Origin of the sequence: Sinorhizobium terangae (assembly GCF_029714365.1) — a bacterium.
GTDB lineage: Bacteria > Pseudomonadota > Alphaproteobacteria > Rhizobiales > Rhizobiaceae > Sinorhizobium > Sinorhizobium terangae.
Genome location: NZ_CP121659.1, coordinates 3,262,654 through 3,287,701, shown reverse-complemented (window position 1 = coordinate 3,287,701; position 25,048 = coordinate 3,262,654). Strand labels below are relative to the sequence as shown.

The 25,048-nt window shown below is 62.9% G+C and carries 23 protein-coding genes; 20 read left to right on the top strand and 3 right to left on the bottom strand.

The window, feature by feature from the left end:
• Positions 1 to 143 precede the first annotated feature (143 nt).
• From QA637_RS15555 to QA637_RS15490, 14 genes are all read left to right on the top strand, one after another.
• Positions 144 to 683 carry a protease inhibitor Inh/omp19 family protein gene (locus QA637_RS15555; RefSeq protein WP_283062211.1) on the top strand — a complete coding sequence of 180 codons (540 nt, stop codon included), beginning with the start codon at positions 144 to 146 and terminating at the stop codon, positions 681 to 683.
• Between the two features lie 114 nt (positions 684 to 797).
• Positions 798 to 1,952, top strand: coding sequence for a cell division protein ZapE (zapE, locus tag QA637_RS15550; RefSeq protein WP_283064981.1), 1,155 nt, complete (start codon positions 798 to 800; stop codon positions 1,950 to 1,952).
• 182 nt (positions 1,953 to 2,134) lie between these two features.
• Complete coding sequence (mdh, locus tag QA637_RS15545; RefSeq protein WP_153436701.1) at positions 2,135 to 3,097, top strand: malate dehydrogenase; 963 nt, start codon at positions 2,135 to 2,137, stop codon at positions 3,095 to 3,097.
• 34 nt (positions 3,098 to 3,131) lie between these two features.
• Positions 3,132 to 4,328, top strand: a complete 1,197-nt coding sequence (sucC, locus tag QA637_RS15540) for an ADP-forming succinate--CoA ligase subunit beta (protein ID WP_283062209.1) — start codon at positions 3,132 to 3,134, stop codon at positions 4,326 to 4,328.
• A 5-nt stretch (positions 4,329 to 4,333) separates the two neighbouring features.
• Positions 4,334 to 5,236, top strand: a complete 903-nt coding sequence (gene sucD / locus QA637_RS15535; protein WP_153436699.1) for a succinate--CoA ligase subunit alpha — start codon at positions 4,334 to 4,336, stop codon at positions 5,234 to 5,236.
• A gap of 167 nt (positions 5,237 to 5,403) precedes the next feature.
• Entirely contained in the window at positions 5,404 to 8,400 is a 2,997-nt protein-coding gene (locus QA637_RS15530) for a 2-oxoglutarate dehydrogenase E1 component (RefSeq protein ID WP_283062207.1), read from the top strand.
• Positions 8,401 to 8,522: 122 nt separating this feature from the next.
• Entirely contained in the window at positions 8,523 to 9,764 is a 1,242-nt protein-coding gene (gene odhB, locus QA637_RS15525; RefSeq protein ID WP_283062205.1) for a 2-oxoglutarate dehydrogenase complex dihydrolipoyllysine-residue succinyltransferase, read from the top strand.
• A 51-nt stretch (positions 9,765 to 9,815) separates the two neighbouring features.
• Entirely contained in the window at positions 9,816 to 10,205 is a 390-nt protein-coding gene (locus QA637_RS15520; RefSeq protein ID WP_283062204.1) for an MAPEG family protein, read from the top strand.
• A 15-nt stretch (positions 10,206 to 10,220) separates the two neighbouring features.
• A complete protein-coding gene (locus QA637_RS15515) occupies positions 10,221 to 10,646 on the top strand; it encodes a VOC family protein (protein ID WP_283062201.1) in 426 nt (141 codons plus the stop codon).
• Entirely contained in the window at positions 10,643 to 11,281 is a 639-nt protein-coding gene (locus QA637_RS15510; RefSeq protein WP_283062199.1) for a LysE family transporter, read from the top strand. Before QA637_RS15515 ends, QA637_RS15510 begins: the two co-directional genes overlap by 4 nt.
• A gap of 2 nt (positions 11,282 to 11,283) precedes the next feature.
• Positions 11,284 to 11,787, top strand: a complete 504-nt coding sequence (locus QA637_RS15505; RefSeq protein ID WP_283062197.1) for a hypothetical protein — start codon at positions 11,284 to 11,286, stop codon at positions 11,785 to 11,787.
• On the top strand, positions 11,784 to 12,536 hold the full coding sequence (locus tag QA637_RS15500; RefSeq protein ID WP_283062195.1) for an SDR family oxidoreductase: 753 nt from the start codon (positions 11,784 to 11,786) through the stop codon (positions 12,534 to 12,536). The genes QA637_RS15505 and QA637_RS15500 overlap by 4 nt, the downstream gene beginning before the upstream one ends.
• 24 nt (positions 12,537 to 12,560) lie before the next feature.
• Entirely contained in the window at positions 12,561 to 13,967 is a 1,407-nt protein-coding gene (gene lpdA, locus QA637_RS15495) for a dihydrolipoyl dehydrogenase (RefSeq protein WP_283062193.1), read from the top strand.
• A gap of 87 nt (positions 13,968 to 14,054) precedes the next feature.
• Positions 14,055 to 14,528: a DUF2867 domain-containing protein gene (locus tag QA637_RS15490; protein ID WP_153436690.1), complete on the top strand. Its 474-nt coding sequence runs from the start codon at positions 14,055 to 14,057 to the stop codon at positions 14,526 to 14,528.
• A gap of 69 nt (positions 14,529 to 14,597) precedes the next feature.
• Here the strand turns inward: QA637_RS15490 and QA637_RS15485 are convergent, their stop codons facing one another.
• Positions 14,598 to 15,683, bottom strand: a complete 1,086-nt coding sequence (locus QA637_RS15485; protein WP_283062191.1) for a TraB/GumN family protein — start codon at positions 15,681 to 15,683, stop codon at positions 14,598 to 14,600.
• A 224-nt stretch (positions 15,684 to 15,907) separates the two neighbouring features.
• A complete protein-coding gene (locus QA637_RS15480; protein WP_283062189.1) occupies positions 15,908 to 16,843 on the bottom strand; it encodes a tyrosine recombinase XerC in 936 nt (311 codons plus the stop codon).
• 152 nt (positions 16,844 to 16,995) lie between these two features.
• On the opposite strand from QA637_RS15480, the gene QA637_RS15475 reads away from it, so the two are divergent.
• A complete protein-coding gene (locus QA637_RS15475; protein WP_153436687.1) occupies positions 16,996 to 17,910 on the top strand; it encodes a GNAT family N-acetyltransferase in 915 nt (304 codons plus the stop codon).
• Between the two features lie 315 nt (positions 17,911 to 18,225).
• On the opposite strand, the gene fsa is transcribed toward QA637_RS15475, so the two are convergent.
• On the bottom strand, positions 18,226 to 18,879 hold the full coding sequence (gene fsa, locus QA637_RS15470; RefSeq protein ID WP_136508991.1) for a fructose-6-phosphate aldolase: 654 nt from the start codon (positions 18,877 to 18,879) through the stop codon (positions 18,226 to 18,228).
• Positions 18,880 to 19,058: 179 nt separating this feature from the next.
• On the opposite strand from fsa, the gene QA637_RS15465 reads away from it, so the two are divergent.
• The 5 genes from QA637_RS15465 to QA637_RS15445 all read left to right on the top strand — a co-directional run bounded on the left by QA637_RS15465 (position 19,059) and on the right by QA637_RS15445 (position 25,028).
• A complete protein-coding gene (locus QA637_RS15465; protein ID WP_283062187.1) occupies positions 19,059 to 21,263 on the top strand; it encodes a primosomal protein N' in 2,205 nt (734 codons plus the stop codon).
• A 124-nt stretch (positions 21,264 to 21,387) separates the two neighbouring features.
• Entirely contained in the window at positions 21,388 to 21,774 is a 387-nt protein-coding gene (locus QA637_RS15460) for an AGROH133_08824 family phage infection protein (RefSeq protein ID WP_283064979.1), read from the top strand.
• Positions 21,775 to 22,023: 249 nt separating this feature from the next.
• Entirely contained in the window at positions 22,024 to 22,590 is a 567-nt protein-coding gene (locus QA637_RS15455) for a F0F1 ATP synthase subunit delta (protein WP_184108648.1), read from the top strand.
• Positions 22,590 to 24,119, top strand: a complete 1,530-nt coding sequence (atpA, locus tag QA637_RS15450; RefSeq protein WP_153436685.1) for a F0F1 ATP synthase subunit alpha — start codon at positions 22,590 to 22,592, stop codon at positions 24,117 to 24,119. Before QA637_RS15455 ends, atpA begins: the two co-directional genes overlap by 1 nt.
• Before the next feature lie 27 nt (positions 24,120 to 24,146).
• A complete protein-coding gene (locus QA637_RS15445) occupies positions 24,147 to 25,028 on the top strand; it encodes a F0F1 ATP synthase subunit gamma (protein ID WP_283062184.1) in 882 nt (293 codons plus the stop codon).
• Positions 25,029 to 25,048: the final 20 nt, after the last annotated feature.

Here is a 25,048-nt window from a genome sequence, read left to right as displayed (position 1 = left end):
CGCACCCGTTCGACGCGGCGTTTCAATCGTGCAACAGGCACTGCTGAAATGCCTTCCCTTGATTTGTCAGGTGGATTTGCTGTAGTTCGGCCATTATTATCGCGTTGCATCATGGTTCGACGAAGATATCGGGGGTAAGAGACATGCGGGTTTTTCATGCGGCGGCGGGGCTGGCGGTTGTGCTTGCGCTGACCGGATGCCAGCGGACATCTATGGGTGGTTTCGGTTCTCAGGATGTTTCACCTGCTCCGCTGCAGGCTCAGCCCGTTCCGACGGTTTCGTCGAGCCAACTTCCGGATCCGACGACGAACACTTCCCAGTTCCCGGCGGCACCCACCGCCGGCGCAGCCGTACCCGGCGGCGCGCCGGCCGGCACGCAAGTTGCGGCCAATCCCAACGCGCTTGACGTGACGAAGGAATCGATGGTCGGCAATTGGCGCGTGTCGAGCGCCGGCAGCTCCTGCGACATGTTCCTGACGCTGACGAACCTCGGCAGCGGATCGCGCGGCGGCACGCGCGGCTGCGCCGGCGAACTGACGACGATGGGCTCCTGGGAAGTCGCTGGCAAGCAGGTGGTGCTGAAGGACCGCGGCGGCAATCCGATCGCCCGCCTCTACAAGACCGCGGACGCGCGCTTCGACGGTTCGACCAACAGCGGACAGCCGGTCAGCCTCAGTCGCTGATCGCCACCAACGCCGGCGCGCCCAGCCAGATGCGACGCGGGACGAGGACGTGTGAGCAGCCTTGCCCGTCCCGCGCCTCTCACCGAAATTCTCCTTGCTCACCTTGGGTGCCGCGTGCTCAACCCAGACGACAGCATTCTTCACAAGCTTGAAACGCTCGTTGCCACCGGCGAACGGCAGCGCGATCCGGCGCAAATCGCCATCGCGCGGCGGCTCGACCACCTGACCGCGGAGCTGCTTGCCAGCAGGCCGTCGCGCAAGTCCAACGCGCTCGGCTGGCTCTTTGCCTCGCGCAAGAAGGAGCAAGCTCCAGTCCGGGGCCTCTATATTCACGGCGGCGTCGGTCGCGGCAAGACGATGCTGATGGACATGTTCTTCGACGCCGTGCCGATCCAGCGCAAGCGCCGGGCGCATTTCCACGAGTTCATGGCGGATGTGCACGAGCGCATCTACAAGCATCGGCAGAAACTCAAGAACGGCGAGACGAAACAGGCCGACCCTATCCCGCCGGTGGCCTCCGAGCTTTTCGGCGAGGCGCGGCTGCTGTGCTTCGACGAATTCTCGGTCACCGACATTGCGGATGCGATGATTCTGGCGCGCCTCTTCGGCGAACTCTTCGCCAAGGGATGCGTTCTCGTCGCGACCTCAAATGTCGAGCCGAGCGATCTTTATCGCGACGGTCTCAATCGGGGACTCTTCCTCCCGTTCATCGACCTGCTGAAGGCGAACACGGAGATCATTTCGCTCGACACAGAGACGGATTACCGCCTGCAGAAGACCGACGGAAACCCGGTCTGGCTTTCACCGCTCGGCCCGGAGGCGGAAGCGGCGATGGCGCGCGCCTGGTATGTCGAGACCGGCGGGGCACCGGAGGCACCGGCAGAGATCAGCCGCAAGGGGCGCAAGATCCACGTGCCGTCGGCGTCCGGCCGAAGCGCCCGGTTTGCTTTCGCCGACCTTTGCGCGCAGCCACTCGGTGCCGCCGACTATCTCGCCATTCTGACGCAATACAGCACCATCTTCCTCGACCACGTCCCGCATCTGGGGCCGCATCTGCGCAACGAAACCAAGCGATTCATCATCCTCGTCGATGCGCTCTATGACCAGGGTGCCCGACTGTTCGCCTCTGCCGCAGCCGAGCCGCACCAGCTTCTGACTGCGAAAAAGGGAACCGAGGGCTTCGAGTTCGATCGCACCGTTTCGCGCCTGATCGAGATGCAGAGCGAGGAATATGCGGCGCAGCATCCGGCAAGAACGGCCGCTCGATGACGCAATGATGACACGCAATCTTACGTTTACGTAAGAATTTTGTCATCTAACCGATTGAATTTGCTCTGTCGAAAAGTATGCGTTGATATTTTACCATTTGCCGTTTAAGGGCTTTCCCGAAGGTTTGGCGTTTGCCGCGTTTCAGGCCTCGATCATTTTGGGATCACAAAGGAAGCACTTTCATGGCGCGCAACAAGATCGCACTTATCGGCTCAGGGATGATTGGTGGCACGCTGGCGCATCTCGCCGGCCTGAAGGAACTGGGCGATATCGTCCTGTTCGACATTGCCGACGGCATTCCTCAGGGCAAGGGCCTCGATATCGCACAGTCGTCCCCGGTCGAAGGTTTCGATGCCTCGCTCACCGGCGCGAGCGACTATTCTGCCATCGAAGGTGCGGACGTCTGCATCGTGACCGCCGGCGTGCCGCGCAAGCCGGGCATGAGCCGCGATGACCTGCTCGGCATCAACCTGAAAGTGATGGAGCAGGTCGGCGCCGGCATCAAGAAATATGCCCCGAACGCATTCGTCATCTGCATCACCAACCCGCTCGACGCCATGGTTTGGGCGCTGCAGAAATTCTCCGGCCTGCCGAAGAACAAGGTCGTCGGCATGGCCGGCGTGCTCGACTCGGCCCGCTTCCGCCTGTTCCTCAGCCAGGAATTCAACGTGTCCGTCCAGGATGTCACGGCTTTCGTGCTCGGCGGCCACGGCGACACGATGGTGCCGCTCGCCCGCTATTCGACCGTTGCCGGCATCCCGCTGACCGATCTCGTCCAGATGGGCTGGGTCAAGAAGGAGCGCCTCGAGGAAATCATCCAGCGCACCCGTGACGGCGGCGCCGAAATCGTCGGCCTCTTGAAGACCGGCTCGGCCTATTATGCGCCGGCCGCTTCCGCGATCGAGATGGCGGAAGCCTATCTCAAGGACAAGAAGCGCGTGCTTCCCTGTGCGGCCCATCTTTCCGGCCAGTACGGCGTCAAGGACATGTATGTCGGCGTGCCGACGATCATCGGCGCCGGCGGTGTCGAGCGCATCATCGAGATCGACCTCAACAAGAGCGAGAAGGAAGCCTTCGACAAGTCGGTGGCGGCGGTCGCGGGCCTTTGCGAGGCCTGCATCAACATTGCACCCAGCCTGAAGTAACCGCCATCCGGCCAATCAGACAGGAAAAAACCCCATGAACATTCATGAATATCAGGCCAAGGCTCTCTTGAAGAGCTACGGCGCTCCGGTCGCCGAAGGCGTCGCGATCTTCTCCGCCGACGAAGCGGAGGCGGCCGCGAAGAAGCTGCCGGGACCGCTCTACGTGGTGAAGAGCCAGATCCACGCCGGCGGCCGCGGCAAGGGCAAGTTCAAGGAACTCGGCCCCGACGCCAAGGGCGGCGTGCGCCTTGCGAAGTCCGTCGACGAGGTCGTCACCAACGCCAAGGAGATGCTCGGCAACACGCTGGTGACCAAGCAGACGGGTCCGTCCGGCAAGCAGGTCAACCGTCTCTACATCGAGGACGGCGCCGACATCGATCGCGAACTCTATCTCTCGATCCTCGTCGACCGCTCGGTCGGCCAGGTTGCCTTCGTCGTTTCGACCGAGGGCGGCATGGACATCGAGGCGGTTGCCGAGCATACGCCGGAGAAGATCGTCACTGTCGCGATCGACCCGGACAAGGGCGTCACCCCGGAAAACCTGAAGACGCTCGCCGACGCGCTGAAGCTCGAAGGCGAGGCGCGGGCCGATGCCGAAAAGCTCTTCCCGATCCTCTACAAGGCGTTCGTCGAGAAGGACATGAGCCTGCTCGAGGTCAACCCGCTGATCGTCATGAAGAACGGCCGCATGCGCGTGCTGGACGCCAAGGTCTCCTTCGACGGCAATGCGCTCTTCCGCCACGAAGACGTCGTCGCGCTGCGCGATACGACCGAAGAGGACGAGAAGGAAATCGAAGCTTCCAAGCACGACCTTGCCTATGTCGCGCTCGACGGCAACATCGGCTGCATGGTTAACGGCGCCGGTCTCGCCATGGCGACCATGGACATCATCAAGCTCTATGGCGCCGAACCGGCCAACTTCCTCGACGTCGGTGGCGGCGCTTCGAAGGAGAAGGTCACGCACGCCTTCAAGATCATCACTGCCGATCCGGCCGTGAAGGGCATTCTCGTCAACATTTTCGGCGGCATCATGAAGTGCGACGTCATCGCTGAAGGCGTGCTCGCCGCCGTCAAGGAAGTGGGTCTCAAGGTGCCGCTCGTCGTCCGCCTCGAAGGCACGAATGTCGAGCTTGGCAAGAAGATCATCAATGAATCGGGCCTCAACGTCATCTCCGCCGATGATCTGGACGATGCCGCCCAGAAGATCGTTGCAGCCGTGAAGGGAGCCTGAGGCCGATGTCCATCCTGATCAACAAAGACACCAAGGTCCTCGTTCAGGGCCTGACCGGCAAGACCGGCACCTTCCACACCGAACAGGCGCTCGCCTATCACGGCACGAAGATGGTCGGCGGTATCCACCCGAAGAAGGGTGGCGAGACCTGGACCGGCGCCAAGGGCGAACAGCTCCCGATCTTCGCGTCCGTTGCCGAAGGCCGTGAGGCGACCGGCGCCAATGCGTCGGTGATCTATGTTCCGCCGGCAGGGGCTGCGGCTGCGATCATCGAGGCGATCGACGCGGAAATTCCGCTGATCGTCTGCATCACCGAAGGCATCCCGGTCGCCGACATGGTCAAGGTCAAGGCGCGTCTGGAAAAGTCCTCCTCGCGTCTCATCGGCCCCAACTGCCCGGGTGTGCTCACCCCGAACGAATGCAAGATCGGCATCATGCCCGGTAACATCTTCCGCAAGGGCTCGGTCGGTGTGCTGTCGCGTTCGGGAACGCTGACCTATGAGGCCGTCTTCCAGACCACCAACGAAGGCCTCGGCCAGACAACGGCGGTCGGCATCGGCGGCGACCCGGTCAAGGGTACCGAGTTCATCGACGTGCTGGAAATGTTCCTCGCCGACGACGAAACCAAGTCGATCATCATGATCGGTGAGATCGGCGGTTCGGCCGAAGAGGACGCGGCGCAGTTCCTCAAGGACGAAGCCAAGCGCGGCCGCAAGAAGCCGATGGTCGGCTTCATCGCCGGCCGTACGGCCCCTCCCGGCCGCACCATGGGCCATGCCGGCGCGGTCATCTCCGGTGGCAAGGGCGGCGCGGAAGACAAGATTGCGGCCATGGAATCGGCCGGTATTCGCGTCTCGCCGTCGCCGGCACGCCTCGGCAAGACACTGGTCGAAGTCCTGAAGGGCTGACATTCCGATAGCGAGGCTTGGGGCTGGTGTCTTCCGCCGGCCCCAAGCCGGACCCAATTAATGACGCAAGCTTGGTGCACTAAAAAGCGCCGAATAAACATGAACGACCGGGAAGACCCGGCATCCCAACTTCAGTCAGGAGGCGAACCAGGGGTTCGCGAAAGACCATGACAAGGCAAGAGGCCAACGAGCAATTCCAGCTCACATCGTTTCTGGATGGCGCCAATGCTGCTTATATCGAGCAGCTCTATGCGCGTTACGAAGCGGATCCGTCCTCCGTTTCGTCCGAATGGCAATCCTTCTTCAAGGCGCTCGCCGACCGGCCGGAAGACGTTGTGAAGGCCGCCAAGGGCGCCTCCTGGAAGAAAAGCAACTGGCCGATCGCCGCAAACGGCGAACTCGTGTCGGCGCTCGACGGCGACTGGGGCGTCGTTGAGAAGGTCATCGAAAAGAAGGTCAAGGCCAAGGCCGAGGAAGCAGCCGCCGTCGCCGGTGTCCCCGTGAGCGAAGCGGAGGTCCATCAGTCGACGCGCGACTCGGTCCGCGCCATCATGATGATCCGCGCCTACCGCATGCGTGGCCACCTGCATGCCAAGCTCGACCCGCTCGGACTTGCCGACCCGGTCGAGGACTATGACGAACTCTCGCCGAAGACCTATGGCTTCGAAGAGAAGGATTACGACCGCAAGATCTTCATCGACAACGTTCTCGGCCTCGAATACGCGACCGTGCGCGAAATGGTCGAAATCCTCGAGCGGACCTATTGCTCGACGATCGGCGTCGAGTTCATGCATATGTCCAACCCGGAAGAGAAGGCCTGGATCCAGGAGCGGATCGAGGGACCGGACAAGGGCGTCGAATTCACGCCCGAGGGCAAGCGGGCGATCCTGCAGAAGCTCATCGAAGCCGAGGGCTTCGAGCAGTTCATCGACGTCAAGTACAAGGGCACCAAGCGCTTCGGCCTTGACGGCGGCGAATCGCTGATCCCGGCGCTCGAACAGATCATCAAGCGCGGCGGCCAGCTCGGCCTCAAGGAGATCGTCCTCGGCATGGCCCACCGCGGCCGACTGAACGTTCTCTCCCAGGTCATGGCGAAGCCGCATCGCGCCATCTTCCACGAATTCAAGGGCGGCTCCTACGCACCGGACGACGTCGAAGGCTCCGGCGACGTGAAATACCATCTCGGCGCCTCGTCCGATCGGGAATTCGACGGCAACAAGGTGCACCTGTCGTTGACCGCGAACCCGTCGCATCTCGAAATCGTCAACCCGGTCGTCATGGGCAAGGCGCGCGCCAAGCAGGACCAGATCGCGACCGTGTTCGAAGGCGACATCATTCCGCTGCGCGAACGCGTCAAGGTCATGCCGATGCTGCTCCATGGCGACGCGGCCTTTGCCGGCCAGGGCGTCATCGCAGAAATCCTCGGCCTCTCCGGCCTGCGCGGCCACCGCGTTGCCGGTACCGTGCACTTCATCATCAACAACCAGATCGGCTTCACCACGAACCCGGCCTTCTCACGCTCCTCGCCTTATCCGTCAGACGTGGCGAAGATGATCGAAGCGCCGATCTTCCACGTGAACGGCGATGATCCGGAAGCCGTCGTCTACGCGGCCAAGGTCGCGACCGAGTTCCGGATGAAGTTCCACAAGCCGGTCGTCGTCGACATGTTCTGCTACCGCCGCTTCGGCCACAACGAGGGCGACGAGCCGGCGTTCACGCAGCCGAAGATGTACAAGGCCATCCGCGCCCACAAGACGGTCGTCCAGCTCTATTCCGAACGGCTGATCGCCGAAGGTCTGATGACCGAGGGCGAGGCCGAGAAGATGAAGGCGGACTGGCGCGCTCATCTCGAGCAGGAGTTCGAGATAGGCCAGTCCTACAAGCCGAACAAGGCCGACTGGCTCGACGGCGTCTGGTCGGGCCTGCGCACGGCCGACAACCAGGATGAGCAGCGCCGCGGCAAGACCTCGGTGCCGATGAAGCAACTGAAGGAAGTCGGCCGTAAGATCTCGGAGATCCCGGCCGGCTTCAACGCCCACCGCACGATCCAGCGCTTCATGGAAAACCGCGCCAGCATGGTGCAGACCGGTGAGGGGATCGACTGGGCAATGGCGGAAGCGCTCGCCTTCGGCACGCTTGTCACCGAGGGCACGAAGATCCGCCTCTCCGGCCAGGACTGCGAGCGCGGCACGTTCTCGCAACGCCACTCGGTTCTTTATGATCAGCAGACGGAAGAGCGCTACATTCCGCTCGCCAACCTGTCGCCGACCCAGGCGCGCTACGAGGTCATCAACTCGATGCTCTCGGAAGAGGCGGTGCTCGGCTTCGAATACGGCTATTCGCTTGCGCGCCCGAATGCGCTGACGCTGTGGGAAGCCCAGTTCGGCGACTTCGCCAACGGCGCTCAGGTGGTATTCGACCAGTTCATCTCGTCGGGCGAGCGCAAGTGGCTGCGCATGTCCGGTCTCGTCTGCCTGCTGCCGCACGGCTATGAAGGCCAGGGGCCGGAGCACTCCTCCGCACGCCTCGAACGCTTCCTGCAGCTCTGCGCGGAAGACAACATGCAGGTCGCCAACGTCACCACGCCGGCGAACTACTTCCACATCCTGCGCCGCCAGGTGAAGCGCGACTTCCGCAAGCCGCTGATCCTGATGACGCCGAAGTCGCTTCTGCGCCATAAGCGGGCGGTCTCCAGCCTTTCCGAAATGGCGGGCGAGAGCTCCTTCCACCGGCTGCTCTGGGACGATGCGGAAGTCATCAAGGACGGCCCGATCAAGCTACAGAAGGATTCGAAAATCCGCCGCGTCGTGCTCTGCACCGGCAAGGTCTATTACGACCTGCTCGAGGAACGCGAGAAGCGCGGCATCGACGACATCTACCTGCTGCGCGTCGAGCAGCTCTATCCGTTCCCGGCCAAGGCGCTGATCAACGAGCTCAGCCGCTTCCGCAATGCGGAGATGGTCTGGTGCCAGGAAGAACCGAAGAACATGGGCGCCTGGTCGTTCATCGATCCCTATCTCGAATGGGTGCTCGCCCATATCGATGCCAAGTATCAGCGGGTGCGCTACACCGGCCGTCCGGCCGCCGCTTCGCCGGCAACCGGCCTGATGTCGAAGCACCTGGCGCAGCTTGCCGCCTTCCTCGAGGACGCGCTGGGGGGCTGATCGGCTCCCCACGGTCTGCCAATCGCTGGAGCACTTCCAGGAAAAGTGCATAGCGGTTTTCCGTCCGGAAGTGCGTAACTCAAAGAGCTAGAAACAGATATCTGATCAACGGAACAAAAATCATGGCAACAGAAATCCGCGTTCCCACTCTTGGCGAATCCGTCAGCGAAGCGACCGTCGGCACCTGGTTCAAGAAGGTCGGCGATGCGATCAAGGCCGACGAACCGATCCTCGAGCTCGAGACCGACAAGGTAACGATCGAAGTTCCGGCACCGGCGGCCGGCACGCTCTCCGAAATCGTGGCGCAGGCGGGCGAGACCGTCGGCCTCGGTGCGCTGCTCGGCCAGATCGCCGAAGGCGCCGGTGCTGCGGCCGCAGCTCCGGCTCCGGCGGAGAAAAAGCCTGAACCCGCTGCTGTCGCTCCGGCTCCGCAGCCGGCCGCTCCCGCGCCGGCCCAGCAGGCGCCGACGTCGATGCCGCCGGCTCCGGCTGCCGCCAAGCTCATCGCGGAAAACAACCTCGCCGCCGAGCAGATCGACGGTACTGGCAAGCGTGGCCAGGTGCTGAAGGGTGACGTGATCGCTGCCCTTGCTAAGGGCGTTTCCGCTCCCGCGGCCGAACCGGCGAAGGTTCAGGCGCGTGCGCCGGCGCCGGCCGAGGATGCCCTTCGGGAAGAACGGGTCAAGATGACGCGACTGCGTCAGACGATCGCCAAGCGCCTCAAGGACGCGCAGAATACCGCCGCCATGCTCACCACCTACAACGAGGTGGACATGAGCGCGGTGATGAGCCTCCGCAACAAGTACAAGGACATCTTCGAGAAGAAGCACGGCGTCAAGCTTGGCTTCATGGGCTTCTTCACCAAGGCCGTCACCCATGCGCTGAAGGAGCTCCCGGCAGTCAACGCCGAAATCGACGGCACCGACATCATCTACAAGAACTTCTGCCACATCGGCGTCGCCGTCGGCACCGACAAGGGCCTCGTCGTGCCGATCGTGCGCGATGCCGACCAGATGTCGATCGCCGAGATCGAGAAGGAAATCGGTCGCCTCGGCAAGGCTGCCCGCGATGGCGTGCTGTCGATGGCCGACATGCAGGGCGGCACCTTCACCATCTCGAACGGCGGTGTCTATGGCTCGCTGATGTCTTCGCCGATCCTCAACGCGCCGCAGTCCGGCATCCTCGGCATGCACAAGATCCAGGACCGCCCGGTTGCGATCGGCGGACAGGTCGTCATCCGTCCGATGATGTATCTGGCGCTTTCCTACGATCACCGCATCGTCGACGGCAAGGAAGCGGTCACCTTCCTGGTGCGCGTCAAGGAAAGCCTGGAAGATCCGGAGCGGCTGGTGCTCGATCTCTAAGACAGGCGGGGGCGCGACAAGCAGCCCCCCCTTCTTCTTCCGGGTGCGCGGATGTCGCTGGAATTGACCTACCTGCTCGCCAGCGCGGTGCTGGCTTTCATCTACATGCTGGCGCAGGCTGGTGCCTATCGCTTGCAGCACGGCGTCATCGACCAGGATCCCAATCGCGATCGGGAAGAACGGCCGAACATGCTGACGGCGCGCGCCGGCCGCGCGCTTCGCAACTTTCATGAGACCTACCCGATCTTCATCGTGCTGGTGGTCGTGGTAGAGTTCACCGGGCGCAATGGACTGCTGACGCAGTGGGGCGCCGCAATCTGGTTCTGGGCGCGCGCCTCCTATCTGCCGGTCTATGTCGGCGGGCTCGGGCGCATTCGCTCGGCGATCTGGGCTGTATCGGCAGTGGGGCTGGCGCTGATCCTTGCGGGCATTCTCATCTAGACGGAGGAGAAAAGCATGGCATTCGAACCGAACGTTCCCCCGATCCAGGCGCATATCTGCGTAAAGGACGGCCTTGCCGCCATCGCCTTTTACGAAAAGGCGTTCGGCGCGGTAAACACGTTTCACCAGATGGCCGAGGACGGCAAGCGCGTCATGCACGCCAATCTCGCCCTCTTCGGCGGCGAGATCATGCTGCATGACGAGTTTCCGGAATTCGGCATGAGCATCAGCTCGCCCAAGACGGCGGGCGGCGCCAGCGTCGCGATCAATATCAACCTTCCGAAGGCGGAAGATGTCGATCAGGCCTATGCCAGGGCGATTGCCGCCGGGGCATCGACAGTGATGGAACCGCAGGATACGCTCTGGCAAGCACGCTATGCGCGCATCCAGGATCCCTTCGGCCACATCTGGGCCCTCAACGCACCGGTCGCAAAGTCATGAGCCACTATCTGATCGAACTCGCATCGCTGATGGCGATCTTCTCGTTCGCCATCATCTCGCCCGGTGCCGATCTCGCCATGGTGATGCGGCAGTCGCTGGTGCATGGGCGCCGCCAGGCCATCATCACGTCCTTCGGCATCGGCACATCGCTGATGTTCCACGTGACCTATACGATTCTCGGCCTGGGGTTGATCATTTCCCAGTCGATCTATCTCTTCAACATCGTCAAGTGGTGCGGCGTCGCCTACCTCGTCTATATCGGCATCAAGGCGCTCCGCGCCGGCCAGACGGAGATCGCGGTCGATGCCGGAGAGGGCAGGGCAGGCAGCGAGCAGTCGCCGGCGAAGGCCTTTGGCCTCGGCTTCGCCGCCAATGCGCTCAACCCGAAGGCGGTGTTCTTCTTCCTGTCGATCTTCTCGACGGTCGTGAACGCCCATACGCCGATGATGGTCAAGTTCGGCTATGGCCTCGTGATGGCGAGTTGCCTGATCCTCTGGTTCGTCGGTGTCAGCCTGTTCATGACGACACCGCGCATGCGGGCCGCCTTCACCCGGGCGAGCAAGTGGATCGACCGGGCAAGCGGCGTGGTCTTCATCGGGCTCGGGTTGAAACTCGCGACGGAGAAGGCCGCCTGACGATGAAGGGCCGGAACGCTCTCCTCGCTTCGCTCGCGACCATCCTGGCCGCCGCACCCGCCCTTGCGGACCAGTGTGCCCAGGCGCATGCGATCTATGCCGACCCTGCCGGCACCTACGAGTTGCGGTTCGAGCCGGTCGGCTCGGAAAGTGCCGTCACCAGCAATCACTTCAAGGTCAAGATCGGCAACACCCGCCTGTCGCTCGATGGCGTCGTGATGCAGTCCGGCGAGCCGCTGCGCGCGAACGGGATCGTCATGCATGACTGCCCGACGGGCGACGTCACCGGCGCGGAGCTTGAGGCCTGCACCGTCTGGGAGGGTGTGATCTACACGGTCGACAAGGCCGGCCGCATCGGCCTGCTTCTGGCGGAGGATGCCCCGGCGGCCGAGCAGCTCCTGCTTCCCGGTTTCGGTCCATCGCTGCGCACTTCGAGCGCATGGGGCGAGGGCAAGGCGAACGCCGACAGCTCCGACGTCTTCGAGTTCAAAGGATGTGCTGCATGAGTGGCGAGCGTGTTCTTCTCGTCACGGGGGGCAGCCGCGGGATCGGTGCTGCCGTCTGCATCGCAGCGGCAAGCGAAGGCTGGCGCGTCGCCGTGAACTATGCATCCAATCGGCAGGCGGCGGATGAGGTGGTGCGAGCGGTCGAGGCAGCGGGCAGTGCCGCAATCGCCATCGAGGGAGACGTCGGTTCCGAAGCCGGCGTGAAGGCGATCTTCGCCGCGGTCGACGCAGCCTTTGGTAGGCTCGACGGCCTCGTCAACAATGCCGGCATCGTCGGCCCGCCACAACGCATCGACGAGATTTCGCCGGAACGACTGGACCGCATGTTCCGTGTCAACGTGACCGGTTCGATCCGCTGTGCGGCCGAAGCGGTGCTCAGGATGTCGACGCGCCACGGCGGGCGGGGCGGTTCGATCGTCAACCTGTCCTCCATCGCGGCTGTGCTCGGCGCGCCGGGGCAATATGTCGACTATGCCGCCGCAAAGGGTGCGATCGACACCTTCACCGTCGGCTTGGCGCGTGAAGTGGCGGCCGAGGGCATTCGCGTGAACGCGGTGCGCCCCGGCATCATCGACACGGACATTCACGCATCCGGCGGACTGCCGGACCGCGCCCGCGACATGGCGCCCTCGATCCCTGCGCAACGCCCCGGCACGACCGGCGAGGTTGCCGATGCAATTCTCTATCTCCTGTCGGATAAGGCGACCTATGTGACGGGAGCAATTCTCAACGTCAGCGGCGGCCGGTAGCCGCCCTGAAACAAGGATTATCAAATGGCTTATGATCTCATCGTTATCGGAAGCGGACCCGGCGGCTATGTCTGCGCCATCAAGGCGGCGCAGCTGGGCATGAAGGTTGCCGTGGTCGAAAAGCGCAGCACCTATGGCGGCACCTGCCTCAACGTCGGCTGCATCCCCTCCAAGGCGCTGCTGCATGCTTCCGAGATGTTCCATCACGCACAGCACGGTCTCGACGCGCTGGGCGTGGAGGTCGCAAGCCCGAAGCTCAATCTCGAAAAGATGATGGCCCACAAGGACGCGACCGTTAAGTCGAATGTCGACGGCGTTGCCTTTCTCTTCAAGAAGAACAAGATCGACGGCTTCCAGGGCCTGGGCAAGGTTCTGGGCCAAGGCAAGGTTTCCGTCACCAACGACAAGGGCGAGGAACAGGTCCTCGAAGCGAAGAACATCGTCATCGCCACCGGATCCGACGTCGCCGGCATTCCGGGCGTCGAGTTCGAGTTCGATGAGAAGGTCATCATTTCGTCGGACGGCGCGCTCAAACTGGAAAAGGTTCCTGAGAGCATGATCGTCGTCGGCGGCGGCGTCATCGGCCTCGAGCTCGGCTCGGTCTGGGCGCGTCTCGGCGCCAAGGTGACCGTGGTCGAGTTCCTCGACACGATCCTCGGCGGCATGGACGGCGAGGTGGCCAAGCAGCTCCAGCGGATGCTGACGAAGCAAGGCATCGACATCAAGCTCGGCGCGAAAGTGACCGGCGTTGCGAAGCCCGGCAGTGGCGCGAGGGTCACCTTCGAGCCTGTTAAGGGCGGTGAAGCCACCGCGCTCGATGCGGACGTCGTCCTGGTCGCGACCGGCCGCAAGCCGTGCACGGAGAATATGGGCCTTGCCAAGGCGGGCGTCGTGCTCGACTCGCGTGGCCGGGTCGAGATCGACCGTCACTTCCAGACGAGCCTGACCGGAGTCTACGCGATCGGCGACGTCGTGCGCGGTCCGATGCTTGCTCACAAGGCGGAGGACGAGGGCGTGGCCGTGGCGGAAATCATCGCCGGGCAGGCCGGTCACGTGAACTACGACGTCATTCCGGGCGTCGTCTATACCCAACCGGAGGTCGCTTCCGTCGGCAAGACCGAGGAGGAGCTGAAGGCTGCGGGCGTCGCCTACAAGGTCGGCAAGTTCCCCTTCACCGCCAATGGCCGTGCCCGCGCGATGCTCCAGACGGATGGTTTCGTCAAGATCCTCGCCGATAAGGAAACCGACCGCGTGCTCGGCGGCCATATCATCGGCTTCGGCGCCGGCGAGATGATCCACGAGATCGCGGTGCTGATGGAATTCGGCGGTTCGTCGGAAGACCTCGGCCGCACCTGCCATGCCCATCCGACGATGTCGGAAGCAGTCAAGGAAGCGGCGCTCGCCACCTTCTTCAAGCCGATCCACATGTGACAATTGGCCCGGGGTCTGCGACAAGCGGCCCCCTGCTAATCACCGCCACGGGACGCGAACATGGGCGAGCCGATATGAGGATCGCTCATGAGACCGCGAAGCGTCGCCGCCCATCTTCCGAACGCATTGCTGCCCGAAGCCGACTGGGCGGATCGCTACGAGCTTCTCATTTTGAACGAGCGGCTGACGGCGGGCGAGGCGGCCCGGCGCATGCTCGGCCGCTTGCCGGCCTGGGTCCGAGCGCTTCTGGTACTTCGCAACCGCATCGTCTCGCCCGTCGGGCTGAAGACCGCTGCACCCGCCGCGGATCGCGGCTTGATCGGGTTCTTTCCGGTTTTGCTCGACGACGAGCGCAAGGCCGTTCTCGGCTTCGACGACCGGCATCTGGATTTTCGCGTTGTCGTGGACGTCCGTGATGGTCCGGCCGACAGCCAGGTGGTCAGTGTCACGACTCTGGTGCGTCGCCGGAATCTTTTCGGCCGCATCTATCTCGCGGTCGTCACGCCTTTCCACAAGACGATCGTCCCGGCATTGTTGGCCGGGCTTAACGAACGACGTTGAACGTGATCTCTAATGAGATGAGACGCGGGATGCGAGCGGAAAACCGCACACACTTTTCCTCATCCCGCTCTAGTTTACCGGCGTGACGGTGAAACCGCGTTGACGCAGGAGCTCGACCAGGCCTTCCGCGCCGGAGAGGTGCAGCGCACCAACGGCCATGAAGGCGTTGCCGCCCTTCAGGATCGGTTCGGCACGTGTCGCCATGATCTTGTTGCGGTCGATGATGATGCGCTGCTCGAAATCGGCAAAACCAAAGTCTTTTGCCGCAGTCTGCAAGGACACGGACTTCATCATCGGCATGATCATTCCGGTGTCGCCGGAGAGATAGAGATCAGTCGTCGTCGTCATGACATCGTCAATCGTCTTGCCGAGCGCCAGCGTCTCGATCAGCGCCTGCAGGTGGAGCTCGACGGGCAGCGAGTCCATTGCCGAAAGCTGCTCGACCAGCGTCTCCAGGCCCTTCAGCGCCTTCCCTTCCCTGATGGCGTCCTCCGCCAGCTTCTTGTCGAGGAAGGACGCGCCGCCGGCCTTGCGCGAGATCTCGCAGGCCGGAAGCGCCACGAAACTTGCAATCATCCACGGCTTCATCTTGGCGACGAGCGGCAGCGGAATGCCGCGTTCCTTGAGACCGGTTTCCAGGCGGGTGCGATCCTCGGGCTTGAGGAAGTCGTTGATCGTCTTGTCGCCGGCAAACATGGTCAGGTCCGGGCGCATCATGATTGCGGCCGCCGCCTTCTTGTCGTCGACGATCTCGTCCGATTCGACGATGACGATGGCCGCCTTGGCAAAGGCGTCCGCCGCACCTTCCGGCATCGCCAGGACGCGCGGGTCGGTGACGTGCATGGTGCCGAGCAGCCAGGAGGGTGCCGATCCTTGGGCTTCGATTTTCCAGAGGAGGCCCTTTCCGTTCGGCACCGCGTCGGCCTCTTGGCGCAGGGCGGCGAGACGCGTCGGGTCCGATTGTTCCAGTCCGGTCAAGATGTTGCTGCCGCCGCAGGCGGACTCTTCGGCGGCGCGCGCATCCGAAATGGAAAGCAGTGCGGCGATCAGGCTTGCGAGCACCAGAAGATTGAGGGACGCGATCAGCCACAGGGCGCTGTCTGCGAGCCTGTCGGCAAGATTGCGAACGGGTATTGAGATCGGAAACGTCATCATCGGCACCGGTTCTGCGCAATTCTACTTTCCTGGAATTGCTCCCTCGATCACGATGATTTTGGGTCGAATCGACCCAAAATCATCAACGTGATCGATTCTAATAAGTTAGAGCGGGATGCGGGCGGAAAACCGCTCACACTTTTCCTCATCCCGCTCCAGAACCCTACGCTGCGAGGGTCACGGGTTCCTTAACGCGTTTGGTTAATCCGGTACTTTGCCGAATTTCAGGCGCGGGGATGGGCGCGATCGTAGATTTCCAGGAGACGAGCCGAATCGACGCCGGTGTAGACCTGCGTTGTCGAGAGGCTGGCATGGCCGAGCAGTTCCTGGATGGTGCGCAGGTCGCCCCCGCCGGCGAGAAGATGCGTCGCGAAGGAATGACGCAGTGCGTGCGGCGTTGCCGAATCGGGAAGGCCGAGGGCGGCGCGCAGTTTCTGCATCTCGCGCTGGATGATCGCCGGCTGGAGCGTGGCGCCGCGGGCACCGCGGAACAGCGGTGCATCGGCGGCGAGATGGTAGGGGCAAATCCCGGTGTAGGTGGCCACGGCCTCGGTAGCAGCGGCAATGAGCGGGACGATTCGCGTCTTGCCGCCTTTGCCGCTGACGCGCAGCGAAGAGCTGGCGCCAGCGAAATCGTTGGGCGTCAGCGCAAGCGCCTCGGAAATGCGCAAGCCGCAGCCGTAGAGTAGCGTCAGAACGGCGGCATTGCGGGCGGCGATCCACGGCTCTTCAGCAAGCTGCGCGTCCGCGGTGACGACCTTCAGCGCCTCGCGGTCCGTCAACGGTTTCGGCAGGGATTTCGGTTGCTTCGGCGAGCGTACGGCCTTAGCGCCCGCGGCGTTGGCAAGACCATTTTTCTCCAGGTAGCGCAGGAAAGAGCGGAGGCCCGCCAGCCCGCGCCCGAGCGTGCGCGCCCCCGCACCGTGTTTGCGCCGCTGTGCAAGGAAGCCACGCAGATCGGCCGGGCGCAACGCGCGGATATCTACGAGGCGCGGTGGCCCGGCGAGATGGCCGGTGAGAAAGGTCAGGAATTGTCGCGTGTCGCGCTCATAGGCCTCGACCGTCTTGGCAGACAGCCGCCGTTCCTGGGTGAGGCTCGCCAGCCAGCGCTGGCGCTCCGCCATGATTTCGGGGTGACCAATTGCAAGTAGCTCGTTCATCGTCGCTCCGGCGATTCCGTGTGCCGTACACTATGTCGCCGGGCGTCTTATGTTTTTGCTAATGCACTTCTTTTTGCTGTTGCACTCTTGGAATTTGTCATTGTTCGATCATATTGAACTGCGATGGTCGGTCAGCAAACGCGGATGGGACTATGGCGAGACGGGACATGGGGGGCGGATTCGCGCATTTTGCTGAGGTCATTGCCCTGGTTTCGCAGGGACAACCCGGCCATATCGTCGACACCCTGATTGCGGAACGCGGCCAGAAGATCGTTCGCCACCCATTGTGGCCGGCCATGCGGCCCTTTCTCTACACGCTGCTCAATTATCGCAAGGCGATCGAGTTTGCCGATGCGGTCGCCAACATGCCGGGCTTTCAGGCGTTCGAACACTTGAGCTCGCTGCTTTCGCTCGACATTCGCGTCGACAAGGTCGAGCGCATTCCGGCAAAGGGCGGCTTTCTCCTTGTCAGCAATCATCCGACCGGCATTGCCGATGGTATAGCGGTATTCGATCTTCTGAAGTCCCGCCGGCCGGACATGATGTTCTTCGCCAATCGCGACGCAATCAGGGTCAATCCGCGCTTCGTCGAGATGGTCATTCCGGTCGAATGGCGTGAAGAATACAAGAGCAAGCTCAAGGCCCGCGAAACGCTGCAGGTCACCAATCGCGCCATCGAAGAGGGCAAGGCAACCGTTCTTTTCCCTTCGGGCCGCATCGCCTATTGGGCTGATGGGCGGCTCAATGAACGTCCATGGAAAAGCTCTGCCGTCGGTTTTGCGCGCAAATATGGCCTGCCGATCCTGCCGGTGCACATGAGCGCGCGCAATTCCGGCCTCTTCTACTGGTTCGCCAAATGGTCGACAGAGCTGCGCGACATGACGGTCTTCCATGAACTTCTGAACAAGAAGGGCGACCTTTTCGATTTTCGCGTCGGCAATCTGATCGCGCCCGAAGCGCTCGACGGCGATCCGGCAGACGTTACGCGTGCCCTCGAACGGCATACGGTCCATGCACTTGCTGAGGACAGCGATGCAGTGTTCCAGCCGTCGGTCAGCCAGATCTGAACGGCACGGCTCTCTCATGTCCGCGCCTCATCCGGCCTGCCGGCCATCTTCTCCCCGCAAGCGGGGCGAAGGACCCTCTCCCGCCTGCGGGGAGAGGGCTACTGCATGATTCCTTAAATCGGAATCGATTTAAGGAATCATGCAGTAAATCAAAGTGCTACAGCGGCCTTGGCGCGTCCGATTGGACGCGCGGCGCTGTAGTCCTCGGGTTTAAACCCGAGGAGAGGGGCCGATCACATGCAGGGCGACCCGAACGCACGAAGGCCTCGCATCGCTGCGAGGCCTCTCAAATTCTGCGCCCTTGAACGCGACCGATCAGCCGATCTTCTGGCCGGTCTTTGCCCAGTCGGCCAGGAACATTTCCAAGCCCTTGTCGGTCAGCGGGTGCTTGACCAGCGCCTTCAGCGTTGCCGGCGGTGCGGTAACGACGTCGGCGCCGATGAGGGCGGCTTCCTTGACGTGGTTGACCGTGCGCACCGAGGCGGCGAGGATTTCCGTCTCGTATCCGTAGTTGTCGAAGATGTGGCGGATTTCACGGATGAGATCCATGCCGTCGAAGGCGATGTCGTCGAGCCGGCCGATGAAGGGCGAGACGAAGGTCGCGCCGGCCTTGGCGGCGAGCAGAGCCTGGTTGGCGGAGAAGCAGAGCGTCACATTCGTCTGGTGGCCGTCCGAGGTCAGCGCCTTGCAGGCCTTGAGGCCGTCGAGCGTCAGCGGCACCTTGATGCAGATGTTGTCGGCGATCTTCGAAAGCGCGGCCGCCTCCTTCATCATCTCGCTGTATTCGGTTGCCGTCACTTCCGCCGAAACCGGTCCGTCGACGATCGAGCAGATTTCCTTGGTGACTTCGACGATGTCGCGGCCCGACTTCAGGATGAGCGAGGGGTTGGTGGTGACGCCGTCGAGCAGGCCGAGATCGTTCAGTTCCCGGATTTCCTTCACATCGGCGGTATCAACGAAAAATTTCATGGAGGTATCTCCCTTGGGGCATGATTGCCGTTCGGGCGCATATCTGCCGGACGGAAAATCCGCGGGCAGAAACCGCGCGTTGAAACTCTGATGGAACCGTGACAAACCCTGCTATCCACAAGGCAGCGGTTCGCTGCGCAGTTTTCTTTAGCTGAAAGCGGTGGCAAGGTCACGGCAAAATGACTCTTGATTCAACCGATTTATTCGGGGCCGTATTCGACCGCCGCATTGTGCCCGTCCTGGTGCCGATGCCGGCGCCGAAGGCCTATTCCTACGTGGTGCCGGATGGCATGGCGGTCGAGCCGGGCTCGATCGTGCAGGTGCCGCTGGGCCCGCGCCTCGTCGTGGGCGTCGTCTGGGACGGCGTCGATGAGGGTACGGTCGATCCGAAGAAATTGAAGCAGATCGAGAAGGTTTTCGACTGCCCGCCGCTGACGGGCGACATGCGGGCCTTTCTCGACTGGGTGGCGGCCTACACGGTGACACCGCCTGGCCTCGTCGCACGCATGGCGCTGCGCGCGCCGACGGCTTTCGATCCGGAGCCGATGGTGGAAGCGCTGCGGCTGACGGACCAACGGCCGGAGCGCATGACGTCGGCGCGCGAACGCGTTATCGCCGCTGCGAACGACGGGTTTTCCTGGACGCGGTCCGGGCTCGCGCATGCGGCGGGCGTTTCTTCGAGCGTGGTCGATGGCCTTACCGCGCAAGGCGTGTTCGAAACCGTCTTCATGCCGCCGCCGCCCGTTGTCGCCCCGCCCGATCCGGATTTCGCCGCTCCCCGGCTGGAGGGTGCGCAAAAGGACGCCGCAGCCGACCTGCTGGAGGCGGTGGAAGAGGGGAAATTCTCCGTTTCCCTGATTGACGGCATTACAGGCTCCGGCAAGACAGAAGTCTATTTCGAAGCGATCGCGGCGACCTTGCGGGCCGGCAAGCAGGTGCTGATTCTGCTGCCGGAAATCGCACTTACCGCAAGTTTCCTCGAACGCTTCCAGGACCGCTTTGGCGCGAAGCCCGCCGAATGGCATTCGGATCTCGCACCGCGAACGCGCGAGAAGGTATGGCGGCAGGTGACGACAGGCCAGATTCGTGTCGTCGCCGGTGCCCGTTCGGCCCTGTTCCTGCCCTTCGAGGATCTTGGCCTGATCATCGTCGACGAGGAACACGATCCCGCCTACAAGCAGGAGGACCGCGTTTTCTACAATGCCCGCGACATGGCGGTCGTGCGCGGGAGGATCAGCGGCTTTCCGGTCGTGCTGGTCTCGGCAACGCCCTCTGTCGAAAGCCGGGTCAACGGCGAGATGGGCCGCTACAGGCCGATCCACCTGCCGACGCGCTTCGGCGATGCGGCGCTGCCGCATCTCGGCGTCGTCGACATGCGCCGCCATCCGCCCGAGCGCGGCGGCTTTCTTTCGCCCGTGCTCCTCAACCAGGTCGGCAAGGCGATCGGCCGTGGGGAACAGGCGCTCCTGTTTTTGAACCGGCGCGGCTATGCGCCCCTGACGCTCTGCCGCGTCTGCGGCCATCGCTTCCAGTGCCCGGACTGCTCGAGCTGGCTCGTCGAGCACCGCTTCCGCGGCCAGATCCAGTGCCATCATTGCGGCTATTCGGAAAGGACGCCGGAGGCCTGCCCCGAATGCGGCACGCTCGATCATCTGGTCGCCTGCGGCCCAGGGGTCGAGCGCATTGCCGAGGAGGTCGAGCGGCATTTTCCCGAGGCCCGGACGATCGTGCTCTCCTCCGACCTGATGGGCGTCAAGCGACTGAGGCTGGAACTGGAAGCGATCGCGCGCGGCGAGGCGGATATCGTCATCGGCACACAGCTCGTCGCCAAGGGCCATAACTTCCCGCTGATGACGCTGGTCGGCATCGTCGACGCCGACCTCGGTCTCGCCAACGGCGATCCGCGTGCGGCGGAGCGCACGTTCCAGCTTCTCTCGCAGGTGACGGGCCGCGCCGGGCGGACGGGCTTGAAGAGCCTCGGCCTGCTGCAGACCTATCAGCCGCAACACCCGGTGATGCAGGCGATCGTCTCGGGCGATTCGGACGCCTTCTACGACCGCGAGATCAATGAACGGGAACGCGCCGCGCTGCCCCCTTTCGGCCGCCTCGCCTCGATCATCGTTTCGGCCGACACGCGCAACGACGCCGAGAGCCACGCGCGCGGCCTGCGCATGGCGGCCCCGCGCGTCGACGGCATCTCGATCCTCGGTCCGGCCGAGGCGCCGCTCGCGCTCATTCGCGGACGACACCGTTTCCGCCTGCTCGTCCACGGACGGCGCAACAGCGACATGCAGGCCTTCGTCAAGGCGATGATTGCCGGCGGGCCCAAGGAGAGGGGATCGATCAGCGTGCAGCTCGACATCGATCCGCAGAGTTTTCTGTGATCGATCGATCGAACGCCACGGAGCGGATTCACATCGGCGCCGACATGCGCTAGACCTCCCCGGTGCTGCGTCTGCGGGGGAACCACCCGAGCGCGACGCAATGGGGGTAATCAGCGGGGACGGCATGGAGTTCTACATTCCGACGGAAACCGGGGAGTTTCTGGCATTTTGCGCGGCGGCGACCGCGGCACTCATCGGCCTTTTCATGCTCTTCGCTCCGCGCCTTGTCTTTCGCGCGGCCGGCATCGGCCTTGCCGAAGGGCGCCGCGGCGGCCTTGCGGAAGCACGCTCCACTATGGGCGGCATGCATATCGGTCTCGGCCTCGGCGCCATCCTGCTCGGCCAGCCGATGGTCTATCTTGCGGTCGGCGCCGCCTTCGCGCTCGCGGCCTTCGGCCGCATCCTGTCGATCATGAGCGACAACGGCGCAACGCTTTTCAACTGGACCGCCCTTGCTGTTCAGGCGGTGCTTGCGATCCTTCCGCTTGCTTACGTTTTCGGGCTGATCTGACAAGCGTAAGCGGGATTTCACCGTTCCGTTCGGGATTTACGGCAAAATTCGGCCGACGAAGGTCGACTTATGCCGCATTCCTGCCGTTGGCGTGTTGCGAGTCCAAACATCCTATGCTAGACGAACCGCGAATTGCGGGGGAAGTGGGTCGAAAGGCCTCGATAGCCTGCGAGTTATTGCAGCAAATTCAAGATGTTAAGTCAGCGGTTCGCCGCAGCTGACGTTCTTGGATGATTTTGAGAGAAGCTTGTGCCCGTGGCAGACACATCCCAGCTTATTTCCGGTGTTGCAGAAAGATATGCGTCCTCGCTCTTCGAGCTGGCTCTTGAGGCTGGTTCGGTCGAGGCCGTTGGCGCCGATCTCAATCGCGTCCAGGCGCTGATCGACGCTAGCGATGATCTGAAGCGACTGATCGTGAGCCCTGTCTTTTCTGCCGACGACCAGTTCAAGGCCATTTCCGCGGTCGCGGAAAAGGCTGGAATTTCCGGGCTGGTCGGCAACTTCCTCAAGGTCGTTGCCCGTAACCGCCGTCTTTTTGCGCTGCCGGGCATCATCAAGGCATTCCGCCTGATTGCTGCGCGCCACCGCGGCGAAATTTCCGCCGACGTCACGTCGGCCCACGCGCTCACTCAGGCGCAGGAAACTGAATTGAAGGCGACGCTCAAGGGCGTCACCGGCAAAGACGTGGCGGTCAACGTCACCGTCGACCCGTCTATTCTTGGAGGTCTGATCGTCAAGGTCGGTTCCCGCCAGATTGACACCTCCCTTCGCACCAAACTCTCTACCCTTAAGCTTGCACTGAAAGAGGTCGGCTGATGGATATCCGCGCCGCGGAAATTTCCGCAATTCTCAAAGATCAGATCAAAAATTTCGGCCAGGAAGCAGAAGTCTCCGAAGTTGGCCAGGTGCTTTCCGTCGGTGACGGTATCGCCCGCGTCTACGGCCTCGACAACGTTCAGGCAGGCGAGATGGTCGAATTCCCGGGTGGAATTCGCGGCATGGCGCTGAACCTCGAAGCCGACAACGTCGGTGTGGTTATCTTCGGTTCCGACCGTGACATCAAGGAAGGCGACACCGTCAAGCGGACCGGCGCCATCGTGGACGTCCCGGTTGGTCCGGAGCTGCTCGGCCGCGTCGTCGACGCGCTCGGCAACCCGATCGACGGCAAGGGCCCGATCAATGCCAAGCAGCGCGCCCGCGTTGACGTCAAGGCTCCCGGCATCATTCCGCGCAAGTCGGTTCACGAGCCGATGTCGACCGGCCTCAAGGCGATCGACGCCCTCATCCCGGTCGGCCGCGGCCAGCGCGAACTCGTCATCGGCGACCGCCAGACGGGCAAGACCGCGATCATTCTCGACACCTTCCTGAACCAGAAGCCGATCCACGACAACGGCCCGGAACAGGACAAGCTCTATTGCGTCTACGTCGCCATCGGCCAGAAGCGTTCGACCGTTGCTCAGTTTGTGAAGGTTCTCGAAGAGCGCGGCGCGCTGCAGTACTCGATCATCGTTGCTGCAACCGCTTCCGATCCGGCTCCGATGCAGTACCTCGCTCCGTTCGCCGGCTGCGCGATGGGTGAATATTTCCGCGACAACGGCAAGCATGCCCTGATCGGCTACGACGACCTTTCCAAGCAGGCCGTCGCCTACCGTCAGATGTCGCTGCTTCTGCGTCGCCCGCCGGGCCGCGAAGCCTACCCGGGTGACGTCTTCTACCTGCATTCCCGCCTTCTGGAACGCGCCGCGAAGCTCAACGACGACAATGGCGCCGGCTCGCTGACGGCTCTGCCGGTCATCGAAACGCAGGGCAACGACGTGTCCGCGTTCATTCCGACCAACGTGATCTCGATCACCGACGGCCAGATCTTCCTTGAAACCGACCTGTTCTACCAGGGCATCCGTCCGGCCGTTAACGTCGGCCTCTCGGTTTCGCGCGTCGGCTCCTCGGCGCAGATCAAGGCGATGAAGCAGGTCGCAGGCTCGATCAAGGGCGAACTCGCGCAGTACCGCGAAATGGCGGCCTTCGCACAGTTCGGCTCGGACCTCGATGCCGCAACGCAGCGCCTGCTTAACCGCGGTGCCCGCCTGACCGAACTCCTGAAGCAGCCGCAGTTCTCGCCGCTGAAGACGGAAGAACAGGTCGCCGTGATCTTCGCCGGCGTCAACGGCTATCTCGACAAGCTGCCCGTCAACCAGGTCGGCAAGTTCGAGCAGGGTCTGCTCTCCTACCTGCGTTCGGAAGGCAAGGACGTGCTGGAAACGATCCGCACGGAAAAGGCGATTTCCGACGACACCAAGGGCAAGCTGAAGGCTGCAATCGACACCTTCGCCAAGTCTTTCGCCTGAGCGGGTTTCATTTAGGACGGACAACGGATGCCTTCACTTAAGGATCTGAAAAACCGGATCGCCTCCGTCAAGGCGACGCAGAAGATCACCAAGGCGATGAAGATGGTCGCCGCGGCGAAGCTTCGGCGTGCGCAGGAGGCGGCCGAGGCCGCCCGGCCTTACTCGCAGCGCATGGCTGCCGTTCTCGCCAACATCGCCCAGGCGGTCGGTGCGGACGAAAGCGTACCGCAGCTGATGACCGGAACCGGCAGGGACGACACGCATCTGCTGATCGTCTGCACGGCGGAACGCGGCCTCTGCGGCGGCTTCAACTCGCAGATCGCGCGCTTTGCCCGCGATCATGTGCGCAAGCTGCTCGCAGCCGGCAAGACCGTGAAGATCATCTGCGTCGGCAAGAAGGGCTTCGATATCCTGCGGCGTGAATTCGCGTCGCTGATCATCGACCGTGTCGACCTGCGTGAAGTCAAGAAGATCGGTTTTGAAAACGCCGATCAGATCGGGCACAAGGTCATCGCGCTCTTCGAGAAGGGCGAGTTCGATGTCTGCACGCTGTTCTACTCCGAGTTCAAGTCCGTCATTTCGCAGGTTCCGACCGCGCAGCAGCTCATCCCGGCCTCGGCCGGCGATGTTTCCGTCGAGAGCGCGGATGCTTCGGCGATCTACGAGTACGAGCCGGACGCAGCCGCCATCCTGACGGATCTCATCCCGCGCAACATCTCGGTGCAGATCTTCCGGGCTCTGCTCGAGAACGTCGCTGGCGAAATGGGTGCCAAGATGAGCGCCATGGACAATGCGACGCGCAACGCCGGTGAGATGATCAACAAGCTGACGCTCAACTACAACCGTCAGCGGCAGGCGCAGATCACCAAGGAACTCATTGAAATCATCTCTGGCGCGGAAGCGCTCTAAGGTTACGAAAGAGGGTAAGA